Below are 23478 nucleotides of genomic sequence, written 5' to 3'. Positions count from 1 at the left end.
TTTAAGAGGTGATTCTATTGAAACACTCGCTTGTAAAATTCTTGTTAAGTTCTGTTTTTATTATTGGTTGTTTGGGGCAAACTGCGTTTGCTAAAACTGATGATGCGGGCGTTTTAGCCGGTTTAGAATCTAATTCGGATATATATTCTTATTTAAACTATTACCATTATTCCTTATGGCTAGCGGATCATCGTTATTCCTATCATGATATGTATATCTCTGCTGACCAATCGGTTATTATTTCATTATGGGATTTGTGTACACAACCGAGTACGATATATATCACAAAATCTGGGTATGCAACTAATAAAGGGGCTATGGTAGGTATGACGCGAAGCGAAGTAGAATCTCTTTATGGGCCGCTTCTTGAGGATACTGAATGGGGACGACCAGCAGAACCATATGGAGATATCTATCATGGATATGATAAATATACTGGGTACTATGTGGGTGAATACGTAGGGTATCACAACGAAGGTTTATCTTTTGTATTCAATAAATATACGAATCAGGTTGTATTGATTCGATACCAACGTAATCGGCATGGGAATAGTAATGTGTTGATGGATGTAAAAAAATATAATTTACTCCCTGAGTGGTTATAAAATCATTATGGTTATCCTTGGGATTCTATCAGTTATGATATCCTTTGGAGCACTTGTAGCGCTTATTTGTCTAGAGATAGCAAAATAGCCCTTCGTTTCTTCAGAAATTAGATTAAACGAAAAGGCCATTTCTACATGTTATTAGTTTGTGAGATGAGCCTGACGTCACTACTCGTCTGACTATATCCTTATATTATAGCGATGGATTTGTTCATCGTCAAACATAGATAAATTACAAGTAGTATAGTAGGTTAATAGTAACTGATGTGAATATGTTAGCTCACTTGCTTCGTGTTTTAATTACTATTTGTCGATATAATCTTACTCAAAGGAGTTTTATATGGAGCATATAAGTTGGGAACGAAAAATAGTAAAGGTTTATACAGTTGTATTTACAATCTTGTTCACTAGATTTATGTATTCCTATATATCTAAGCCTTTTCTTTCAGAGTTAGAGATTATTGGTATGTTATTGAGCGGATTTGGCTTGTTGTATAGTGTTATGAAATTAATATTTAATATAGATTTGTTAAAAGGATTAGCTATATCACTATTGGTATCATATGCTATTTTATTTATAATAATATTTTTGATATCCTTTATAATAATCATATTTTAATAAAGAGCTGCTTTAATGCGGCTCTTTTTTGCTTAAAATAGACTATAATTAATTATAATATATGCATAATTTTTGCTTTTTAAATAAATGAATAAAGAATGAAAATACATCGTTGACGTAAAAATAAGTAGTGCTTATAATGAAATTATATTGGAGAATATGAGATTTCTTTCAGTATTTATCTATATTCATAAGTATGTATGAATAAGAATCTATAAGGGTTATTTGTGTGTGTTAGACCATGTAGGTTAGAGGGAGAGTTATCATGAATAAGAGATTATTAGTGTTAACGGGAATTTTGTCTATTTTGAGTGTGAATGTTATGGGCGCACCAGTGAATGTTGGTACTGATACGATTACTATCGGCAGTATGTCATCAAATAATCGCTTTGATGGTACCACTATTTCTTCAAAGCAGTTTTGGATTAATGATGACTTTCCAGATGGTAGTAATGAACGTGTCATTATTAAACCAGGCACGTTATCTATGTCGAATCACGATACTAGTATGGATTTTGATGAACATGGATTGAACATTGTTGATGTGGGGGCCGCTAGCTCTATTGTGCCAGGGACGGATCCAAGTACTGTGAAAGTACATGCTACACAAGTTAAACCGACGGGTATAACTATTAGTGATGGTCGACCAGATGGCATTAATCTTACGTATGATGCGGAAGCGGGTATTCATGCAGGGGATATGAAAATTGAAAATGTAGACGATGGTCAAGCAGATACAGATGCTGTTAACGTTCGTCAATTGCGCGCAGCTACTGCGAATGTTAATGTTAGCAATATTATGGGGAACGTAGGCAACCAAATTAACAAAGCTGGTGCTGTGTCAGCTGCTTTATCTGGCTTGCATTACTTGGACTACAATCCAAATGATAAATGGTCCTTTGCGACTAGCGTAGGCCATTATAAAAATGCAACGGCTGGTGCTATCGGTACGTCTTATCAACCGAATGAAAATACGATGGTACATCTAGGCGTTGCCTTAGGTAGTGAAAGTACCTTCAATCTTGGTGCATCTTTCAAATTAGGATACCAAGATCCTAGCTTAAAAATGAGCCGCTTTGAAATGGCACAACAAATTAAGGACTTACAAGCTGATAATGCGGATTTACGTGCTGAACTTCAAGAAATTAAATTGGCACTGCAAAAAATAAAATAGTATATATTTTATAAATTATAGGCACAGCCTTATTTGCATAGTATACTTATGCTAATAGGGTTGTGCTTATTTATGTTGAGAGAGGTTTTTATGATTCGACGTATTTTAATGCTAGCTTTTGTGTTGCTAGTTTTTACCATGCCTACAGAGGCAATTACATTACAAGAGTTACAGACATCGCCGCAGTTTAAATTGGTTCATCACCATGAGTTTAGTAATCCTGTTGGAAAAGAGGGCATCTACGTTTACCTAAATACTTATTCTGTAGAGTCTTTGCACTATGCACCGCCGCAGTACACATTGCGTGGAATCTATTATATAGCTACGGTTGCAACCTATGGGGTTGGGATTCAAGAGAAACAGCTTACTGTAGAGTATGATACGAATTACTCATTGGCTACGTTGATTCGTTCGTCTCGCACGATGAATCCAAGTCCGTCCATGATTGCATTGATTCAAGCTAGTGAAAGCAATTCTGGCTTATATATGTCTGATATTGATGTGGCGAGATATGAAGCAGATGGAACCGTGAAATGGACAAAGTACTCAGAGGATACACGTAAGTTTCCAGTGAATCGTAATCATCGAATCCTATATGATTTAGCAGATACTATGTTTATGGTTACGTATCAGCAACACTTTGATGATATTGTGGTACAGTGAGGTGGACAATGAAACGAATATATTTATGTTTTCTATGGTTATTAGTCTGCCTCGTATTACCGTTGCAAGGTCAAGCCATATCACAGACTGAATTATTAGATACGGCACGATTCCAACATATTGATTCTACTGTTGATTCTGGTCGGGGCGATGGGAAATATCTTGATCTTACATCCGTTAGATCTGTAGAAGCTCCTAATGGTCACCGCCGTATCGAAGCCACTGTTTATGTGCTGATGCCTGCAGCTGACCTAATTTATGGACTTCAGATTCAATATGATTACCAAATGGATCAATCGTTGAACCATTTGATTGATAAGCATGATACATCTTTACGGAACGGTGGGAATGACCCATATATTTCCATATGGTATGCAAAACAATCAAATTCGGGAATTACTGGTACAATTACAAGTGCCAATGCTTTTAATAATGATGGCCAAACTCATAAGCAACAGATTCATATGGCTAATATAAATGCTATTCTATTACCTGTCGAATTTGGCAATGAAAAATACAAGCTGCCTAATTTGGTATATCAAAAGGCTTATGGAATAGCCTATGATGATGAGCTGTAATAGATTATCGATAGTACTCTAGAATGGATAGAATAGTGAATAGTCACAGATTAATGATTAAACTTTTTTTGGGGCTTCTGATAAAGCTTGTACTTTTACTTATTTGGGTACTCTCTTTTTGGTGCTTTTATAGATTGCTGTACGATCGATATGTATTAGAAGCATATCCATTAAGAGATTATCTTCCTATATTAATACTTTTCTTTGGGAATATTTGGTTTTTGCCGTGGCTTATCTTGTGGTATGAGAAGCTATATCCTGCATTTGATAAGCCCAAAATTTATTATAGAGTAAAAGATTGGTTCATTTCTTTAAAAGAGAACTCCTTCTTTGGTATGTTTATATTTAATAGCATAGACTTTTTTATAAAATTATGTTTGCTAACCTATGCCACTATTGTAATGCTGTTATGTATTATACTAGGGCCGGTTCTATTGGTAATCAGCAGCATGATATTTCATCACTTTTAAATAGGATAATATAAAATTATTAATTATAGGCACATCCTTATTTGCATAGTATACTTATGCTAATAAGATTGTGCTTATTTTTATGAGAGGAGACCTTTATGTCTAAAAAGAAACTGTTTATTGCTGCATTAGTCGCTGTTGTGGCGATTATTCTGGGTTGGTATTTCTTATACTTCACGAAAACCCCTGTCTATTCCTTGAATCTTGCTCGTGAAGCCGTAGAAAAGCATGATGTAAATGCTTTCAAAAAGCATGTAGATATGGATTCTATTATCGGTTCTGGTTATGATGATGTTGTGGCTATGCAACTGGAAGATCCTGAAATTAAAAATAGTCCATTTAAGGAGCTTGCTGAGGTGATGTTCCAAGGTTTGAAACCTAAGATTGTTCCTATTTTGAGCAATGAAATTTACAATGCTATTGCAAAGCAACCTGAAAGTTCAGAGCAAAATGCTCGAGAAAAACAAGCAGCTGATGAAATGAAAGAAAAAACAGGTGTCAAAGATCTTGAGTTCAAAAGCATTGGTTCTGCCACTGTTGACGGCAATAGTGCTGTTGTACCTGTTACATTTAATTCCAAAGAACTTAACCAAGACGTAACATTTAACCTTGCTATGAAAAAACTTGATGATGGCACATGGCAAGCCGTTAAAATCAATAACTTTAAGGAATTCCTTATCCTTGTGGAGCAACATGAAAAACAAGCTAAAAAGAAGTAGCGACATATAACAATAGCCAGTACTGCGATTGCGGTACTGGCTGTTTGTTTACATATATAATATTAGGTTGATTTTGCACGATGCCTAATGGGTATTAATCTCCTATGTTTCTGGAAACACTACATGTTCTTGTAACTTAAATTCCGGATTATTCGTAGAATCAAAGAACTCAATCATATTCCGTAATTTTTGGACTTCTTCAGCATTTAGAAAATTTGGATAAAAGATGGTATAGATAAAATGATAGGTACCATCATAGGATTCAAAGTTTAGGATGTGAATATCCCTATATGGTTCATAACTATGTATGGATAGGCCAGGTATATTATTATTCCATACAACAGCGTAATTAATATACTCTGGTGTTGGGTGGTACCGGTATATATCCCAGAATGAATGTAAATTCCTACTGAAATTGTAATGCCCATCAATGATATTATTACGAGTATACGGATTATTAGTAAGATTGATAGTAGAAACAAAAAAAGTTATGGATCCCTTTTTGTAATATCTCATATCTTGATAATCTTCTTTACTTTCACCTTCGAATAGGGCATCTTTAGGTACACGATACTTTATGCCATTTAGGTTTTCTATGCGTGAATATTCATTCAACTCATTGAGATTTTTCACGGATGGAAGCACGTAATTGGCGAGTAGATTGTCAGTAGGCACCTTATTCAACACCGGTTTATTATCGAAATAGGCGATACCTACGTGATATAAAGGGTAACGTATGGCAAAGCCCATCATATGTTTAAAGTTGATGGTATCGACGGTCATCGTCGTTTTTTGATCGTTTTTGAGGTAAGGCATTTTCATGCTGTCCCAGGTACCGTAGGTAATAGTAGGGTATGAAAATACAGTCGCCTTTATATCAGAAATATGCTTTTCTGGACGCTTCTTTGCTTTATCTTGTAAGAACTTACGAACGTCCTTGTCTGTTAGTTTTTCATAGGCAATTTTAGTGTTGCGCCAATCCTGATCTTTGTAATCTGCATAGTCGATTTCTAGATTAAGACTGCCATTATCGGTTATAACGCGATAATCCTCAATAGTGCGACTTGGATTTTGGTAACGCCCTATATTATATTCGCTCTTTATGCCCCCTACGGGGAATGAAAGCCTTACTTGCCCGTATTTATCATGCACAGAAATAACCGTATTATGGTAGTGTTCTGCACGATAGATAGAGGTCGCTTTGGCATATTCGATTGCACTTTTGCTAATGCCGTTATCCTTGTCCGTTGCTTTTAACATTTCTGTATAATGTGACACATCCTGTTCAATGGCTTGGTTTGTGGCCTGATAATTTATATACGCATCCTTTGGAATTTTCGCATCCGCACCAGGAATGTTGACGTCGATGGCCACTACTGGTGACAGTATAGTGCTCATGATGAAAGCACCCACTATGAGTGGTAATTTTGGCATAATAGCTTCTCCTGCTTACATGCTCCTTTTTATAGGAGCTATAACAATACTTAGATCCTCTTTGTTAAGTATAATTATATAACTTTCTTATATGTTAAGCAGTAATGAGTTTGCATGCCTTTATGCACTAAATTTTACACATCTACTCATTTATACTAAAGGTGTAAACAGCGTTAGCTTTCATCAAGATTAGTAAGGTAAAAGGGGGATGTCCTATGAATCAAGGTTTAGTACGCCAAATTAATGATATTGTTAGACCCTATCGAAAAGCGCGGATGGGTCTGCTCATTGTGATTAGCAATCCTGTTGGCCAAAGTGGCCCGACGCCACCGTTGGCATGGCAGTATATGGTTGGCCGAAATTGGTATAAGCATATGATTCATGGCACGGCGTCCGTGAATGGTGTACATGGACAGCAGCCGGTGGAAATGACCTTGTTTGCATGGCCTGAAAATCGGATTGCGGATTGGCACAGCGTGGGCGGTTGGTATACGCAGCAGTATGGGTATCCTTGCGTGCTCTGCGTGTCTCCTACGGGGCATACTAAGATGCTTCGTTATGATAATGGCAAAATGCGTTATGGCGATGACCTGGGGCCATGGGACCCTAGTCACATTGAGGATTATGGGATGGCTGTCTTTGGTAAAAGCTACGCTTGCACGGGCATTGATGGTGATTATCGGTGCATGCAATTTCCTGAATTTAACAGGAAAGAGGGCACTCATTTTGGTGCTTTGTCTGACTATATTGGTAGTGAATACATTTTACTATTTCCTAAAAGTCGCATTTGCTCGGCGTCTAAAGTCGGACGTCATTCTATCGAAGATCTAGCCAATATATGTAATATTCCCTATGATATGGTGGAACAAACCTATCTATACGAGCCTGATGATCCGACGGAATATAAAGAAACCTTTTATGCTCTTTACGTACGAAAAGCAAGATTACAAGAGGTCTTTGGCGTTTATAAACGAACCCTTATGTGTAGAGACATAAATTGGATGATTTGTGTCACACCGCGAGGCTATATGTACCATATTTCTCCATTTACCAATAGTAAAACGGGACTAACAACGGACTCATTACCTAATATTGCGTATGACCCGCATGCCGATGAATTTCTGGCCCTTCTCGCTAAAGACAAATGGGAACTATGTGGTAACTATGGTCGATTTTCACTTTATACATACAAATCCTTTATGGAAACACACGATCGTTACATCAAAACGATTTCTCCAGATCCGACATTTACCTATTGTCCTCCTACAGTAATGACCGTAGTCACAGGGCACAATATAATTCAGAAAATACTAAAAACACCATGTGTGCTAGCATAAAAAAGAGCTACCTTAGGGAATCTAAGGTAGCAATAGCAAAATAGCCCTCCGTTGCCTAGTGTAACTAGATAACTGAAAGGCCATTTCCTAAGATTTTACTATTTTCGAGATGCGCCTGACGTTTCGACTCGTCTGACTATCTTCTTATATTATAGATAGAATTGTATATATCGTCAAATACGAATAAACCATAAAACAATAGGCACAATGCTTCTTAGCATAGTATACTTATGCTAGTAAGGTTGTGCCTTTTTCGTTAGGGTTATTATATTGTTATATCATATAGTTTTGAGAGTTAGATATTTGTGAATATGTGTAAATCAATTATAAAAATTGTTTTAGGCCTCGTTGTAAAGCTATTGCTTTTAGTAATTTGGTGTATTTCTATATATGTTTTTTGTGGCTTAATTTATGATCGTTATGTGTTGGAACTATACCCATTAGGTGATAAAGTTCTAGTACTGATTTTTACGTTTGGTAATATATGGATTATACCCTGGCTGATGTTGTGGTGTAAAAAACTGCATCCATTTTTATCTAAACCTAAGATATATTATTCATGTAAATCTTGGATAGCAGAAAAAAGAGAGGCTTCTTTTGCTTTTAAATCTTTATTCTTAATTATTGAATTAATATTGAAAGCCTATGGTATATTGTGGAGTACCCTGTTAGTTGTTATATTAGCCCTAATTCTTACACCCTTATTATTACAACTGAGGAACCTCCTTTCTTGGATACTAGGATGGGGGTAATTTGAGAATTTCTCTAGTTTTATAAGTCTTTTATCATTTATATAGTTTTGAGAGTTTAGGAGAGAATGATGAGAACAAAATTTATAGTATTTAGTTTGGGTATTGCTGTATTACTGGCTGGCAATATGAGTTCTGTTGCTGATGCCAGTTGGTTGAGTAAAGCCATGGATCGTTTAGAAACAAGTAATGCTAAACTTTCACCAAGTTGGCCAAAGGCAGAGCAATATCGTCATTATAGACCCGGTCAGGTCATAGGGGCCTATTTGCCTGCGGAAGATATGAAAATTGCAGGTGTGTCCCTCGGTACATCTTTTGATGCGGTAAAGGCTAGCCTTGGTCAGCCGACTAGTGAAAAACGTGACGAGCTTACCTATGGAGGCATTAAATTCGGACATTCCTTGATGCAAGATAGCAGACCTATCGTATGGTATATAACCGTAAGCAATCGCGATGCTGTAACTGCTCGAGGCATTGCCGTTGGCGACACCTTGAAAAAGGTTATGGATGTCTATGGACGCCCTGATTTTATCGACTTTAATAACCGGTGGTTCTATGGATATCTTAGATATAATAGCGATAACATTCGCGGTATATTCTTTGAACATAATGGTAGCAAGGTGACGAAGATTATCATAAGCGATAATTAAGTAGGTGCTATCCCTACGGACGATATATAAAACAATAAATTGAAATTAATCAATATATTTGCTACACTATACATATGAATAATGATTCCTAATGTTATATGTAGATAAAGGAGTTCCTATGTTATTTGTAGAATATCCAAAGTGCACAACGTGCAAAAAAGCAAAGAAGTTTTTAGATGATTATCATATTGAGTACACAGACCGTGATATTAAATCTGAAAATCCTACAGCAGAGGAAATCGCTGCATGGTATCCTCAATCTGGTAAGGATTTGAAAGCTTTCTTTAATACATCTGGCTTGATTTATCGTGAACAACAATTAAAGGATAAATTACCAGGGCTCAGTGAAGAGGAAAAATTAGCTTTATTGGCATCTAATGGTATGCTCGTAAAACGTCCAATTTTGGTATTAGAGGACAAAGTTCTAGTAGGTTTTAAAGAAAAAGAATGGATTGAGGCACTCAATCTATAATCGTTTCTCATCAACATAAAAGGCTGTAACAGCATGTGGTAATACTACACTCTGTTACAGCCTTTTTTGTCATAAAATGTAAAAAATATGCTATAATTAATATACTATTTATAATTTAGAGAGAGTGTTTATTATGCATATTACAAAGCCCCTATTATGGCTATTAGAACCGTATATCGTATACAAAGCCTATTTGTGGGGCCTTCATTTTTATTTGCATCCATTAACTTGGGAAGGTGAAGTGGATTGGTTTTCATTGACCTTGACCATATTGCTCGCTATTGATGCTGTTGTATTACCACTTTTATTGTTATACCTACCAGCATGTAATCCCCACAAGGAAGTTCCCAAATGGATAATGAGGATGTTTAATCCTTTAGATCGTTTCGTAGCTTGGATTGAAGGAAAACAACTTGGTACGGTATGGATGAAAATCATTGGCGCTTTATGGGCCTTTTTTATATACCTTGTACCTGTTTATATCGGTGGACAACTAGCGATGGCCGTCGTTGTATCACTCATTTATGATGTGCTAATTTGGGCGACCATGCAGGTATAGACATAGTTCATAAGTATAGATATAGGTCATTAAGTATAGGCTGTACTAATGTACCTCGATTACATAGTGTTAGTGAGTACTTTCACAAGGAGGAGTCATGAATACCTTAGAATGCATTAAAACACGCCATAGTACGCGCAAATTTAAATCTGAACCTGTGGCAAAGGAATTACTAGATACTGTTATTGATGCGGGCCGTCGCGCTCCAACGGGGGGCAATTTGCAGCCCATCCATTTTATGGTAATTACCAATCCGGATGTGTTGAAAGAACTAGTAACCCTTGTTCAAGAAGAGTATGGTAAGACGGAAGTAACGGAACAAACGCCGCCATACATGGTGAACATCATTAACATGTCTAAAGAGGGCAAATTTGTATTCCACTACAATGCGCCGGCGCTTGTCGTATTGGCTCATAAACCTGTGCTAGCCAATAATTTCTCTGATGCGGCGTGTGCTATGCAAAATATGATGCTTGCATGTAATGAACTAGATTTGGGCTGTTGCTGGGTTAACCAATTGCGTCATTTACAAGACAATGAACGCCTCGTGGCGCGCTTGCGCGAACTCGGTATGGGCGATGATGAAAAGGTTTATGCTAGCCTTTCTGTGGGGTACCCTGATTTGCCAAATGGATTGAATCGTAGAGAACTGGACATCAAAGGAAATCCTGTAACATATATAGGTTAATAAATGCTCTGTAACAGTTATAGATTGAGAAATAATCCATTCCGCTAAACAATAAAATAGAAGAATAAAGTAAAAGGTCCTCAGGATGATGTATGACTACACTAATTGTGTGGTCATACATCATCCTTGAGGATTTTTTTGAGCTCTGCTGATGACTATATAGTATGTATGTATGTAAATAAAAGTGAAAATTGTGCTTGCCAACATACCCATATAAGTATATAGTATAGATAAGCATATACCAGTATAGGTATATGCAAAATGATGTTAATAGTTATATTCAGTTGAATAACAATATATAGTACGATTGATATATTGTTGCCGGAGGTATATATGGCAACGCACAATACAATAAAAGACTGGTTCCTGGAACATACCGAACCACTAACATTAATTATAGATAAAATGGATCATGCATTCTTGGTGGATGATTCTGATGGCACTAAAGCTTGTGATGTGGAAGAATCCTTCCGTACATTAGATAATATATCTGTGTTAAGCATGCCAGTAATGCCAGTACAATGGCATAGTGTATCTCAAACTGCGTTGTCATGGACCATGTTAGTTCATCAAGGCTGTCAAAAAATAAAATAATCCCTCTTATAGAACTACAATTTCAAACTAGTTGTATGTAACAGAAGGCCGCAATCGCGGCTTTTTTTCTTATATAAATTTATAAAGAGACATAGCGTTTACCCACGGCATAGATGTTATTTTAAGCAATATACCATTTTATTCTTTAAAATACTAAAGAATTTACAGAGATGTATTGACCGTTTGCTGGAAAATTGTGTACAATTAATTTAGAAATACATAGTGTGTAATGGAGGGCTAATAAATGGCTAAAATAGGTACATTAGCAGGTTATAATCGGGCTTCGGAGGTGCCGGAAGACGATTATTTATTGCTAGAAAATCAATTGGGATTTCCTTTGTATGTGGTAGCAAAGGAATTGGTAAATGCATATCGTCCATATTTGGAACCATTAAATTTAACATATACTCAATACATCGTCATGATGGCATTGTGGCAATACGGTGACTTATCCGTAAAAGAATTGGGGCAAGTATTGCGTTTAGATTCTGGTACATTAACACCACTGCTTAAAAAATTGGAACTGAAAGGGTTCTTGAAACGCAAACGTAGTCGTAATGATGAACGCGTTGTGATGGTTATTCTTACAGAAGAAGGTCATAACATTCGTGCAGAAGCAATTGAAGTACCTAAGTTATTAGTCGCTAAATCTAAAGAAGTGTTTTCTGTTCATGAAGCGGCTGAATTGAGAGCTTTACTTAACAAATTGTTAGATGCTATCGATGCTGCTCATGGTGTAGTTAATCCTGAGGATATTAAACGATAAAAAAATATATAACACAGTAAGGTAAAGCCATTGTAACACCTAGTATGTTTGCGTTTAGTATTGTGTATGTTTTATATGTGGTATAATTTAAGTAACTTTTGTATTATGGGGTCATTGAGAGTAGCCCCAGTGTTACCCTTTAGGGTGAAGGAGAACATTATGAATAAGAAATTTGTTACAACATTTGCTCTAGCAGCAACATTATTAGTTGGTTCCGTAGCAAGCGCTGCTAACTGGAATGGCTTAGATAATTATCCAGAGGTACCAAACAGTGCTAATGGTACAGAAACGTACTTCTTTGACAAAGCATCTGAATTTAAATTGATCGATGGCAGCCGTAACTATGTATTCGGTATTAATGTGGTGAATATGCACAACAACCAATACGGCGAAGCTACATTGTTCAAATATATCGTGCATCCTAGCTTGAATGTAGTCTATCGTTTTGCTCCAGATGGTCAATTGTACCAAATCAATCCTGGCACGAACGAATTCAACATGTTCAAGGCTGCTTGGAAAGAAGTATATGGCACAGAATTTGAATTCACTAATATGAATGCAGTGCCTGCAACTGTAAATGTTCATCCATAATAATTAAATACTTATAATGGTGAAAGTTCACGTATGGGAGCTTTCACCATTATTGTATATACATGTATTAGTTTTTATGAGGCGATTAGTATGACAGTGCTTTCGTTCTGTGAAAGCTATATGTATTGTGTTAGGAGGTAAGGATGGCAAAATCTGAATTTGCGCAAGCCTATATGGAGCGCATGTTTCCTGAAATCGCATCCCCCGCAGGATATATAGATCCTGAATTTGAAGATTTATTTGAAAACTTTGCCTTTCATGAGGTTATTACCGAAGATGGTTGTAATGTAGCGGCACACAGTCGATTTTTAGCGATTTTAGCTATATTAGTCGGTGCAGGTGCAACGGAAGAATACTCGTTGATGATGCCCGCTGCCTTGAACTTCGGGGTTATTCCTGATGAAATTGTAGAGCTCATCTACCAAGCGGTACCATATCTTGGTATTGGTCACGTACGTCCGTTCTTTAAGATTACTAATAAGATTTTTGACTATCGAGATGAAGATATTCAAAATCCGCATCGTAGCACCGTAACGAGTGAGACACGCCTTGAGAAGGGCATTGAAAAACAGGTTGAAATCTGGGGCGAAGGCATGAGAGACTTTTACCAATCAGGCCCACAAGAAACGCGCCACATCAACAAGTGGCTGTCTAATATGTTTGGCGATTACTATACGCGTAAAGGCTTGACTACGCGTCAACGAGAAATGATTACCTTCTGTTTCCTCATGGCCCAAGGTGGCTGTGAAGCACAGCTAAAGGTTCATGTTATTGGTAATTTGAACGTCGGAAATGACAAGCAATATTTGATTAGCATTGCATCTCAGTGCGTGCCATATATTGGGTATCCACGCGTGTTGAATGCATTAACTTGTATTAATGCTGGCTTTGCAGAGTGGGCGGCTAGTCAATGATTTTTAAATTATAAGGAGTGTTATGATTCTTTCTGGTTTAAGTTTAATTATGATTATCGCCTCAATTCCGGCGCTAATCATCGCTGCGGCGGGGCATGAATATGCTCATGCAAAGGCAGCAGATTTATTGGGTGATCCTACGCCTCGTATGATGGGACGCCTTACGATGAATCCTTTTGTACATCTCGATCTAGTTGGTTCCTTAGCCCTTATTATCGGTGGCTTTGGATGGGCAAAACCAGTTATTGTAAATCCTACTAATTTTAAGGACCCACGGACCGATGACATGATTGTGTCCATAGCAGGCCCTATGGCTAATATTTTGATGGCCTTTATTGCGTATGTTATCATGCGAAGCTTAGATGTAGTGGGGTTATTAGAGAATGAGTCTCTGTACCTCGTATTGTTACTCATCGTTGTGTATAACATCAACTTCGCCATCCTTAATATGATGCCCATCCCACCGCTTGATGGCAGTCATATTTTGATGAACTTTTTGCCCCTAAAATGGCAAGTTCATATAGCTCGATTTAGTATCGTTTCCTTGCTCATTTTAATCGCTATTTTGAATTCCCCTATTGCAACTCGTATTTTCGTGCCATTGCAAAAATCTATTTTAGGGGGTTTTGAAAGCATCGTTAATTTAGTGCTCTAGTATTGGTAAACATTTATATGTAACTGGGACGGTAACAAACTATAACCCCATTAAAATATAGCCCCTTTTATTAAAGGGCTATAACAAAATAGTCCATTACACTAAAAAGGCTATTAGTTGATTGTATTTGATCAACTAATAGCTTTTTTGTGTTTTAAGCAAAAAGGGTCCCGAAGGACCCTTTTCGTTGGTATAATAAAATATATGCTAAATGCGACCTTGTTCTTTTAGTTCTGCTAGTAATTTTACAATGCGTGGGCCACAGCCTTTGCCGCCACAGGCACCGGTACCGGCTCTAGTGGCCTCTTTTACAGCAGGAAATGTATGAGCACCATTAAAAATGGCCTCTTTAATTGTTTTTCGTGTAATGCTGCGGCATGTACACACCTTTGTTAATTTATCCAGAATCGCTTCTGGCACTTGGTTATTTTCAAATTCCATATATTCCTCTTTGACTCACGTGAGTTATTATACACTAAATTACATCGAAACTTTACGATATAGTTTAGTATAGCATATATGAGGTTTATTTGTTAAGTTATTTCGGAGGTTCTGATGTTACGACGTATATTAGCAGCGACTATGGTTGGTGCACTAGCGCTGGCGGCAGGCTGTGCTTTACCGAATCCGTTTGCTCACAAGGTGGAGGCTGTCACCTATGAATCGGTGGCACAGAGCGAGCTTTCACCAGAAGAAAAGGTAGATACATTAGTGGCGAATATGTCCGATGCGGACAAGGTAGGCCAATTGTTAATGATTGGTATTCATGGAAAGACACTAAATGATGATGCAAAGTTTATGCTCAACGAATATCGGGTGGGCGGTATTATTTTGTTCGACCGCAATATGGAAAGTAAGGAGCAGGTGAAAACGCTCATCATCGATATTAATAAGGTAAGTAAAAATGCTGGTCTTACGCCATTATTTATCAGTATCGATCAAGAGGGCGGTGCTGTGGCACGCATGGATGATCAGTTGATAAAGGTGCCGCCAGCAGAAGAGTTAGGACAAGGTACTGCCAGTGATGCGGCTAATTTGGCAAATCGAGTGGGAACTGAGTTAAAAGACCTTGGTTTTAACATCAATTTTGCGCCTGATGCGGACTTGGGATTAACCTATGGTCGCTCCTATAGCACAGATCCTGACCGAGTTGTACAATTCGCTCATGCTGTAGGCAATGCGTACGATGCATCTGGTTTATGGTATTCGTACAAGCATTTTCCAGGCATTGGTAAAACCGATGTGGATTTGCATGCGGACACGAGCATTGTACCTGCATCTAAAGATACCTTGCTCGCTGAGGATACAAAGGTATTTGTAGATCTCATTCAGCAATCTAAACCGAACACATATATGATTATGGTATCTCATGCGATGTATCCGCAAATTGATCCAGATTATCCGTCTAGTCTCTCTAAGAAAATCATCACCGACTGGCTTCGTAAGGATATGGGCTATAAGGGCGTTGTTGTTACCGACGATATGGACATGGGGGCCCTCGCTAAACACTATACCTTTGGTGATATGGCGGTGCAATCCATCCAAGCGGGCAGCGATATCCTGCTCGTGTGCCATGAGTATGAACATATGCAGGCTGCTTATAATGGGCTTATGAAAGCCGTCAAAGACGGAACCATCTCCAAGGAACGCCTTGATGCATCGGTGAAACGGATATTGCTTATGAAATTGAGTCATGGTATATAAATACTAGTGTAAACCATAGTATATAGTGTATTCATAACAATATAGTATCAACTCCATACAGGATTTTTTGATACCGATAGAGAATTAATAAGTATAGTTATTCTCTATCGGTATATTTTTTGCGTTAGTACGCGTTAGGAGTGATGTATATGGTTAGAAGAATTATGTTGAACGGTACGTCTTATTTTGGGCAAGGTGCGATTCAAGAAATTGTGAACGAAATTAAGAATCGCCACTTTAAAAAAGCTCTCGTTACATCTACACCTGATTTATTTGAGTTTAAGGTAGCTACAAAGGTTACGGACTTACTCGATGAAGCAGGTATTGAATATGCTATTTATGACGGTATTAAACCAAATCCTACCATCGAAAATGTAACGGCTGGCGTTGATGCTTGTAAAGCAGCTGGCGCCGATGTTATCGTTGCTGTTGGTGGCGGTAGCCCAATCGATACAAGTAAGGCGATTGCAACGATTATTACGAACCCTGAGTTCGCCGATGTACGTAGCCTTGAAGGTTTAGCGCCTACTAAGAACCCTTGCTTGCCAATTATCGCTGTAACAACTACGTCTGGTACAGCTGCAGAGGTTACTATTAACTACGTTATTACAGACGTTGAAAAAAACCGTAAATTCGTTTGCGTAGATCCTCATGATATTCCAATTGTAGCTATCGTAGATCCTGATATGTCCGCGTCTATGCCGACAGGTCTTTGCGCAGCAACAGGTATGGATGCTCTCGTGCATGCCGTAGAAGGCTATATCACAAAAGGTGCGTGGGAACTCACTGATATGCTTCATTTGAAAGCTATTGAAATCATCGGTCGCTCTTTACGTAGCGCTGTAGCAGGTGACTATGCAGGCCGTGAAGCCATGTCAGTTGGCCAATACATCGCCGGCATGGGCTTCTCTAACGTAGGTCTCGGTATTGTTCACTCCATGGCACATCCATTGAGTGCTGTATATGACATCCCTCATGGCAAAGCTTGTGCAATGCTCCTCACTGCAGTTCTTAAATTCAATGCGCCTGAAACAGGCGAAAAATATCGTGAAATCGCTCGCGTTATGGGCGTTGCTGATGTGGATGCGATGGATCAAGAAACCTATCGCCAGGCAGCTATCGATGTAATTCAAAAATTAGCCGACGATGTAGGTATTCCTAAATCCCTCAGCGAAGCAGGCGTGAAACGGGAAGACATTCCATTCCTCGCTGAATCTGCTTTCAACGACGCATGTACGCCAGGTAATCCACGAGATGTGACCATTGACGAGATCATTGGTATTTATGAATCTATATTCTAATTAAGTGTAATCAATAACAATCTTGTACAGCATCTATATGGTGAATCATTACTCATATAGATGCTGTTCTTTTTTACTCACTAATTCGTGAGCAAGATATTTACATAATATAGTTATAAGGATATACTGTGAGTAAAGAGGGCAGGAGGTGTGAAAATGAAGCATATTGGGCATACAAAGGATACAGAAAATATAGGGTTGCTTGAAGATTTGCGAACAGAATTTAAAAGTGATGTTAAGAAACTTTCAGAAGAAACAATAGTCGAGGCTGTTGTAGCATTGGCAAATACGGAGGGCGGTACATTATATATTGGTGTAGAAGATGATGGGTCGATTACGGGTGTACATAAAAATCATCAATCTACAGCGGGCTTAAGTGCTATGATTTTTAATCGTACGGTACCTAATGTTTCTGTTAGTACAGATATTATGTATAGTTTTGCAAAACCTATTATTAGTATTACGGTTCCAAAGAGTTATGAGTTGATTTATACATCGAGTGGACGGGCATTACAACGTCGGTTAAAAGGGGATGGCACGCCAGAAAATTACCCGATGTTTCTCCGTGATATTCGGCGTTATATGGTAAATGCCTATGGTCTAGATGTGTCCGCCTATCCTATTTTAGATGCGACATGTGATGATTTGTCCTTGCTCGAGTTTGAAAGAATGCGTTCCATGATTTCTAAGTATAGAGGAGATCAGTCTTTACTTGAGCTGGATAATTTGAAATTAGCGCAAGCCTTACAATTAGTACAAACCGTAGATGATACCTTTCATCCAACAATGGCTGGATTGATACTACTAGGTAAAGGCGAGCGAATCAGGGATTTAATACCGACTGCAGAGTCTGCTTTCACCATGATGAAAGGCACTAAATTAATTAGGAATGTATCAGAGCATATCCCTGCACTGCAGGCCATTGAGCGCTGTATTGAATCGTTAGATTTAGTCAATATGATGACGGAGCTATTTCCTGGTCCGGTTGCTGTTCGATTGATGGATATAGACCCTATTTCTTTTAGAGAGGCATTAGTAAATGCTTATTCTCATAGGGATTACACAGAAATGGGGCGCATTCGTGTTGAAATTAACGATGAGCAAATATCAATCACGAGTCCTGGCGATTTTATGCAAGGGATTACACCCAATTCCGTATTGTTTGCAGAACCTCGTAGTCGTAATACCGTATTAGCCGATGCTTTCAAACGAATCGGATTGGCTGAAAAGACGGGGCGCGGTGTGGATAAAATTATTGAACCATGGCTATTTGCAGGGCGTCCGATACCTCGATATGACGAGTCTACTAGTACTTATGTGCGCGTTGTTTTTGATAAGGCACCCGTAGATGATAATTTTGTTACCTTAATCGTACAAAATCAGGTCAAGTCCAATATGGAGCTTAGCTTAAGAGGGTTAATGGTTTTGTATAGTATACGTAAACTCAAACAATCTAATATAGACGATATTATCCGTGATTGTCAGTTATCTCCTGCTATTTGTGAAATGAATGTTAAACAATTATTAAAGATGAATATTATCCAATCGGTCGATATGGATGGTAAGCAGTTGTATTATTTGAATACTGCTGATTATGTATATCGATTACATGGAACCTCACAAGTATATGATGTTACGCCGACTTATGGAAATCCATATATTAAAGCATTCCATTCGTTGCTCAATGCTGTTGATCAAGTGACGCGTACGGACGTAGCCAATGCACTAGGTATTTCTAAACCGCAGGCGTATCGGCTGATTATGAAGCTATTCAATAAGGGGATTCTTGAAAAAGTAGGAAACGGCAAGTATACTAGTTATAAATATACTGATACGTATGTAGCGGAGAAAATTCGCCTAGAACGGATGACAGAGAAATCGTTATTTCCGTCCATTTAGAGAATCCTACATAGATTACACTGATGTTCGATATATTTTCCACGAGGAGGAGAATGCATGAAATTATGGAAACTAAATAAACACAGCTCTACCTTGGCAGATATGTCGATGAATCGTATTTTGCTATCTGAACTCATCGTCAAAGGGGCATTAGTAGGTATTATTGCAGGCTTTTTCGGAGCTGCTTATCGGTACTTAATTCTCGAGTCTGAGCATGTTAGGTGGCATTTGATGGGCGATATTTCTATCGAATGGGCCATAGCTTGGCTCATTGCCATGGTAGTGTTTGCTTTTATTATCGATCGATTGTTGACGTGGGCACCATTATCTGGCGGTTCAGGTATTCCCCAAATTGAAGGGGAAATGCTCGGTTTATTTGATATGAAGCCATATCACACGCTTATTTCAAAGATGATAGGTGGCGTATTGACAGGCTTTGCAGGATTTTCTGTGGGGCGTGAAGGGCCAGCCGTACAAATAGGGGGCTCTGCTGGTAAAATCGTATCCTATTGGATGAACTCTGGATTGCGTGAACAGCGGATTCTTACCTCCGCTGGAGCTGGAGCTGGTCTGACCGCTGCCTTTAGCGCACCTGTATCCGGCGCCATGTTCGTCTTTGAAGAGGTGCATAAGAGTTTTTATCCATACCTCGTCATTCCTACCTTTGTGGCTACGCTCATATCGAACTACATTACGGTAACTATCTTTGGCCTTACGCCGGCCCTCGGATTTTCCGTAACTTCAGGGATGCCGCTTGATTATTTTCCGGTTCTGCTCGGTGTAGGTATTTTAATGGGGCTCTGCGGTGTATTGTTTTGCCGCATGATATTTGCCTTTAAGCGTTTCTTCGAGTGGATGAAATGCTCTCGTTTCTTAAAACTTGTGATTACTTTTGTGACTGTGGCCGTTATCGGCTTTGATTCCCAGCTTTTATTGGGCGGTGGCAATGATCTAGTAGGCCAGCTAGCCTTTCAATCTCATGGTGTATTGCTTCTCGGTGGCATTGTGCTGGGTAAAATCTTGCTCACTACCTTTTGTTATGGCAGCGGCGCACAGGGCGGCATCTTTCTACCGATGCTTGTTATCGGTGCATCAGCCGGTGCTTTTTGTGAAAGCGTACTTTCATCCATGGGATTAATAGCTCCAGATTTTGTACCTCAATTTGTTCTTTGTGCCATGGGTGGCATACTAGCGGCCGCTATGCGTACCCCAATTTTGGCGATTTTACTCGTTCTTGAAATGACGGATAGCTTTTCCAATATCTATGCTATTGGTATCGTTACTATCGTGGCGTACTTGGTGGCAGAAATGCTGAAAGAACCACCTATTTACGATTCCTTATTACAAGCTATGAGCGGTCAAAGCAACTTAGAAAATGTGCAAACTTTCTTCCAAACTAAGGTTCCTGTGGTGGCCTCTTATATTAATACACCATTACAAGACCTTAATTTGCCTGATGGAACACTCATCGTTAGCATTCGCCGGAATGGTACATACATCGTGCCTCTTGGCGATGTGAAACTAGAATCGGGAGATGAACTGCAAGTATCGTGTGAACGAGGACGTTTAAAAGCAGCAAAATCGTATTTCCAATCTAATTAGTTTTAAATACGTTTGGGACGCGAGGTCCCTCTAAAGAAATCTCCACCGGCCGGGTCTGACTTCGGCCTGCGGCCTTCGCAGGGCCAAAGTCGATTTCTTCAGAGGGACCTCGCGTTTTCGTCTTAAATCTAACATAGATTGGAAATAGGATTTTGCTGCATTATTACAGGGAGTAGAGGAAGGGACCCGAAGGGCGTAGTCAGACCTGGCCGGTGGAGCTTTTAGCACCCCCTTACACTTTATTGTCCAAAGTCGATTTCTTCAGAGGGACCTCGCGTTTTCGTCTTAAATCTAACATAGACTGGGAATACGATTTAGCTGCTTCTGAGTTTTTTTGGTATACTTATTATAAATATAACAGGAGGTGTCGATATGAAGACGTATTCTTTTCCATATGATTATAAAAGTGTAGATGTGTCTATTGATGAGCGGTTTGTGCAGGGGGTTCTTGTGTCTAATGCGGCGGCGTATGTAGCTGAGAAGAGTCCCGCTGAGCTTGTAGAGGATGCGCTTGATCATCCGATTAACAGTCCGTCTCTTGAAGAATTGGTTAAGGGAAAACGCAATATGGTTATCATTACGAGTGATCATACGCGTCCTATGCCTAGTAAGGTGACGTTGCCGATTTTGCTTCGTCGCATTCGTGCAGTAAACCCTACGATTGATATTACGATTTTAATTGCCACAGGCTTCCACAGACCGATGTCTCACGAAGAGATGGTAAATCGTTTTGGCGAAGATCTCGTTAAGACTGAAAACATCATTAACCATGATTCTGAAGATGCAGAGAATATGGTGGAAATTGGTACATTGCCATCTGGCGGCAAGTGCGTCATCAATCGTTTAGCAGTGGAAACAGAATTACTCATTTCCGAAGGTCTAATTAACCCTCATTTCTTCGCAGGATTCTCTGGCGGTCGCAAATCCGTGTTGCCGGGCGTTGCATCCAAGGTTACAGTGCTTGCAAATCATTGTGCTGAGTTTATTGAAAGCGAGCATTCTCGGACCGGTAAAATCGACGAAAATCCAATTCATAAGGATATGTTGTATGCTGCACGAACAGCGAATTTACAATTTATTTTGAATGTTGTCATCGACAGCAAAAAGGAAATTATCAAGGCTGTAGCAGGCGATTGTGTAGATGCACATAAGGCGGGCTATGAATTTATTCGCTTTTTGTCCTCTGTGAAAGCTATGCCTGCAGATATCGTTATTACTAGCAATGGTGGATACCCATCGGATCAAAACCTATATCAATCTGTTAAGGGTATGACTGCTGGTGAAGCATCTTGTAAAGATGGTGGTGTGATTATTATTGCTGCATCCTGCAAGGAAGGTCATGGTGGTGAGGCTTTGTATGAAGCTATTAAAAACATGGAAAGCCCTCAACAAATCTTGAACGATATCCACGGTGTACCGCGTAATGAAACTAAGCCATACCAATGGAAAATTCAAATCTTAGCTCGTATCTTGAATCATTTTAAGGTTATCGTTGTTACCGAAGATTGTGACCATCAAGTCATCCGCGATATGCATATGACTCCTGCATCCACATTAGAGGAAGCATTGGGCATTGCACGAGGTATTATGGGAGAAGATGCATCGATTACCATCATTCCTAATGGGTCTACAGTGATTGTAGAGTAGGAGTATTCTTATGACTGATAATATAGTTTTATTCTATCTATTTTTTATCGTAGTCGGATTTTTTACGGCTATGCTTGGCACTATTATTGGTGCCGGCGGTGGCATTATATTTGTGCCGCTATTCATGTACTGGTTCCCTGAGTGGAGCCCATCTATGATTGTAGGTACTTCTCTATTTTCTGTTATGTGTAATGCCATTTCGGGATCGATTGCCTATCTTAGACAGAAAAAGGTATACATTAGTGCGGCTCTCATTTTTAGTGTGGCAACCTTTCCGGGGGCCATCTTAGGGGCTCAAATGTCCGATGGGTTTTCTGGACCGGGATTCAAATTTGCCTTTGGTTGTTTCCTGTTGTTTGCATCCTTCTTGATTGGCTTTAAGAACTTTGGTAAGAAGGGGGAACGCAAGGAAGAATCCCTTTCAATGGACCAAGTAAGCTATAATAAGCCTGTAGGTATCGGTATTAGTATCATCGTTGGGTTCATTTCCAGTATCTTAGGTATTGGTGGTGGTTTAATCCATGTGCCGGCCCTCATCTACATCATGGGATTTCCTACTCACTTGGCGACGGCTACGAGCCATGCCATCTTGGCGGTATCCACCGCAGTAGGCGTTATTACTCATCTCTTAGAGAACCATATTGTGTTTAGCATCGCCATTCCTGCTAGTATTGGTGCCGTGTTTGGTGCTCAAGCAGGCGCTCAAATTTCAAAACGCCTCAAGGCAAAGGCCATCTTGGCTCTTATGAGTATTGGTATCTTTGGCTTGGCTGTGCGGCTCATTATTGTTTCTGGAATTATTTTGCTATAACTAAAATGCATATATAAATTATATTGATAATTTTTAATATAATTTATGCAGAATACCATTTGAAAATGTATAAATATAAAAATACGCTTCCTTGTTACTATCTTATAAAAATAGGCGTATTCTCTTAGGAATCTCTAGATTTTTGAGAGAGGTATATGTAGCTGAAAAGAATGATATAGATATATTTTTATTGATACTTTTTAGTTAAAGTACAAATGAAGAGCCAAGAAACTGAAAGTGGATTTCAACTAGATATAGATTTATATGATGGAACTAT

23 protein-coding genes are annotated in these 23478 nt (G+C 38.8%); 21 read left to right on the top strand and 2 right to left on the bottom strand.

Going from position 1 to position 23478, the window contains the following annotated elements; genetic code table 11:
* Window positions 1-17 precede the first annotated feature (17 nt).
* The 5 genes from VTHSUH11_RS05340 (at window position 18) to VTHSUH11_RS05310 (ending at window position 4828) form a co-directional block, all read left to right on the top strand.
* Window positions 18-605 (top strand): hypothetical protein, encoded by a 588-nt coding sequence (locus tag VTHSUH11_RS05340; RefSeq protein WP_105092895.1) that lies wholly within the window; start codon window positions 18-20, stop codon window positions 603-605.
* An 884-nt stretch (window positions 606-1489) separates the two neighbouring features.
* Entirely contained in the window at window positions 1490-2398 is a 909-nt protein-coding gene (locus VTHSUH11_RS05330; protein ID WP_105092893.1) for a YadA-like family protein, read from the top strand.
* A gap of 90 nt (window positions 2399-2488) precedes the next feature.
* A complete protein-coding gene (locus VTHSUH11_RS05325; RefSeq protein WP_105092892.1) occupies window positions 2489-3061 on the top strand; it encodes a hypothetical protein in 573 nt (190 codons plus the stop codon).
* Between the two features lie 8 nt (window positions 3062-3069).
* Window positions 3070-3639: a hypothetical protein gene (locus tag VTHSUH11_RS05320; protein ID WP_105092891.1), complete on the top strand. Its 570-nt coding sequence runs from the start codon at window positions 3070-3072 to the stop codon at window positions 3637-3639.
* Window positions 3640-4207: 568 nt separating this feature from the next.
* On the top strand, window positions 4208-4828 hold the full coding sequence (locus tag VTHSUH11_RS05310; RefSeq protein WP_105092890.1) for a hypothetical protein: 621 nt from the start codon (window positions 4208-4210) through the stop codon (window positions 4826-4828).
* A 102-nt stretch (window positions 4829-4930) separates the two neighbouring features.
* On the opposite strand, the gene VTHSUH11_RS05305 is transcribed toward VTHSUH11_RS05310, so the two are convergent.
* On the bottom strand, window positions 4931-6262 hold the full coding sequence (locus VTHSUH11_RS05305) for a hypothetical protein (protein ID WP_105092889.1): 1332 nt from the start codon (window positions 6260-6262) through the stop codon (window positions 4931-4933).
* Window positions 6263-6477: 215 nt separating this feature from the next.
* Between VTHSUH11_RS05305 and VTHSUH11_RS05300 the strand changes: the two genes are divergently transcribed.
* The 10 genes from VTHSUH11_RS05300 to VTHSUH11_RS05250 all read left to right on the top strand — a co-directional run bounded on the left by VTHSUH11_RS05300 (window position 6478) and on the right by VTHSUH11_RS05250 (window position 14237).
* Window positions 6478-7599 carry a hypothetical protein gene (locus VTHSUH11_RS05300; protein WP_105092888.1) on the top strand — a complete coding sequence of 374 codons (1122 nt, stop codon included), beginning with the start codon at window positions 6478-6480 and terminating at the stop codon, window positions 7597-7599.
* Between the two features lie 820 nt (window positions 7600-8419).
* Window positions 8420-8998, top strand: a complete 579-nt coding sequence (locus tag VTHSUH11_RS05290; RefSeq protein WP_059364390.1) for a hypothetical protein — start codon at window positions 8420-8422, stop codon at window positions 8996-8998.
* Between the two features lie 118 nt (window positions 8999-9116).
* Complete coding sequence (locus tag VTHSUH11_RS05285; protein ID WP_105092887.1) at window positions 9117-9470, top strand: Spx/MgsR family RNA polymerase-binding regulatory protein; 354 nt, start codon at window positions 9117-9119, stop codon at window positions 9468-9470.
* A gap of 133 nt (window positions 9471-9603) precedes the next feature.
* Entirely contained in the window at window positions 9604-10029 is a 426-nt protein-coding gene (locus VTHSUH11_RS05280; protein WP_105092886.1) for a hypothetical protein, read from the top strand.
* Between the two features lie 97 nt (window positions 10030-10126).
* On the top strand, window positions 10127-10717 hold the full coding sequence (locus VTHSUH11_RS05275) for a nitroreductase (protein WP_105092885.1): 591 nt from the start codon (window positions 10127-10129) through the stop codon (window positions 10715-10717).
* A 333-nt stretch (window positions 10718-11050) separates the two neighbouring features.
* Entirely contained in the window at window positions 11051-11311 is a 261-nt protein-coding gene (locus VTHSUH11_RS05270; RefSeq protein ID WP_071824921.1) for a hypothetical protein, read from the top strand.
* A gap of 244 nt (window positions 11312-11555) precedes the next feature.
* A complete protein-coding gene (locus VTHSUH11_RS05265) occupies window positions 11556-12077 on the top strand; it encodes a MarR family winged helix-turn-helix transcriptional regulator (protein WP_059364375.1) in 522 nt (173 codons plus the stop codon).
* A 159-nt stretch (window positions 12078-12236) separates the two neighbouring features.
* Entirely contained in the window at window positions 12237-12668 is a 432-nt protein-coding gene (locus tag VTHSUH11_RS05260; protein ID WP_059364372.1) for a hypothetical protein, read from the top strand.
* A 143-nt stretch (window positions 12669-12811) separates the two neighbouring features.
* Complete coding sequence (locus VTHSUH11_RS05255; protein WP_059364371.1) at window positions 12812-13582, top strand: carboxymuconolactone decarboxylase family protein; 771 nt, start codon at window positions 12812-12814, stop codon at window positions 13580-13582.
* Window positions 13583-13604: 22 nt separating this feature from the next.
* A complete protein-coding gene (locus VTHSUH11_RS05250; protein WP_059364369.1) occupies window positions 13605-14237 on the top strand; it encodes a site-2 protease family protein in 633 nt (210 codons plus the stop codon).
* A gap of 207 nt (window positions 14238-14444) precedes the next feature.
* Here VTHSUH11_RS05250 and VTHSUH11_RS05245 read toward each other — a convergent pair whose 3' ends face one another.
* Window positions 14445-14678 (bottom strand): (2Fe-2S)-binding protein, encoded by a 234-nt coding sequence (locus VTHSUH11_RS05245; RefSeq protein WP_005378014.1) that lies wholly within the window; start codon window positions 14676-14678, stop codon window positions 14445-14447.
* A 114-nt stretch (window positions 14679-14792) separates the two neighbouring features.
* Between VTHSUH11_RS05245 and VTHSUH11_RS05240 the strand changes: the two genes are divergently transcribed.
* From VTHSUH11_RS05240 to VTHSUH11_RS05215, 6 genes are all read left to right on the top strand, one after another.
* Window positions 14793-15941: a glycoside hydrolase family 3 N-terminal domain-containing protein gene (locus tag VTHSUH11_RS05240; RefSeq protein ID WP_105092884.1), complete on the top strand. Its 1149-nt coding sequence runs from the start codon at window positions 14793-14795 to the stop codon at window positions 15939-15941.
* Between the two features lie 149 nt (window positions 15942-16090).
* Window positions 16091-17242, top strand: coding sequence for a lactaldehyde reductase (gene fucO, locus VTHSUH11_RS05235; protein ID WP_105092883.1), 1152 nt, complete (start codon window positions 16091-16093; stop codon window positions 17240-17242).
* A 156-nt stretch (window positions 17243-17398) separates the two neighbouring features.
* Window positions 17399-19141: an RNA-binding domain-containing protein gene (locus VTHSUH11_RS05230; protein WP_105092882.1), complete on the top strand. Its 1743-nt coding sequence runs from the start codon at window positions 17399-17401 to the stop codon at window positions 19139-19141.
* A gap of 57 nt (window positions 19142-19198) precedes the next feature.
* Window positions 19199-20743 carry a ClC family H(+)/Cl(-) exchange transporter gene (locus tag VTHSUH11_RS05225; protein ID WP_105092881.1) on the top strand — a complete coding sequence of 515 codons (1545 nt, stop codon included), beginning with the start codon at window positions 19199-19201 and terminating at the stop codon, window positions 20741-20743.
* A gap of 372 nt (window positions 20744-21115) precedes the next feature.
* Window positions 21116-22390 carry a nickel-dependent lactate racemase gene (gene larA, locus VTHSUH11_RS05220; protein ID WP_105092880.1) on the top strand — a complete coding sequence of 425 codons (1275 nt, stop codon included), beginning with the start codon at window positions 21116-21118 and terminating at the stop codon, window positions 22388-22390.
* Window positions 22391-22400: 10 nt separating this feature from the next.
* Window positions 22401-23201, top strand: coding sequence for a sulfite exporter TauE/SafE family protein (locus VTHSUH11_RS05215; protein WP_105092879.1), 801 nt, complete (start codon window positions 22401-22403; stop codon window positions 23199-23201).
* The last annotated feature ends 277 nt before the right edge of the window (window positions 23202-23478 follow it).

Source organism: Veillonella tobetsuensis (assembly GCF_002959935.1).
In the GTDB taxonomy this organism is placed as follows: domain Bacteria; phylum Bacillota; class Negativicutes; order Veillonellales; family Veillonellaceae; genus Veillonella; species Veillonella tobetsuensis.
This window is presented reverse-complemented; position numbering and strand designations above follow the sequence as displayed.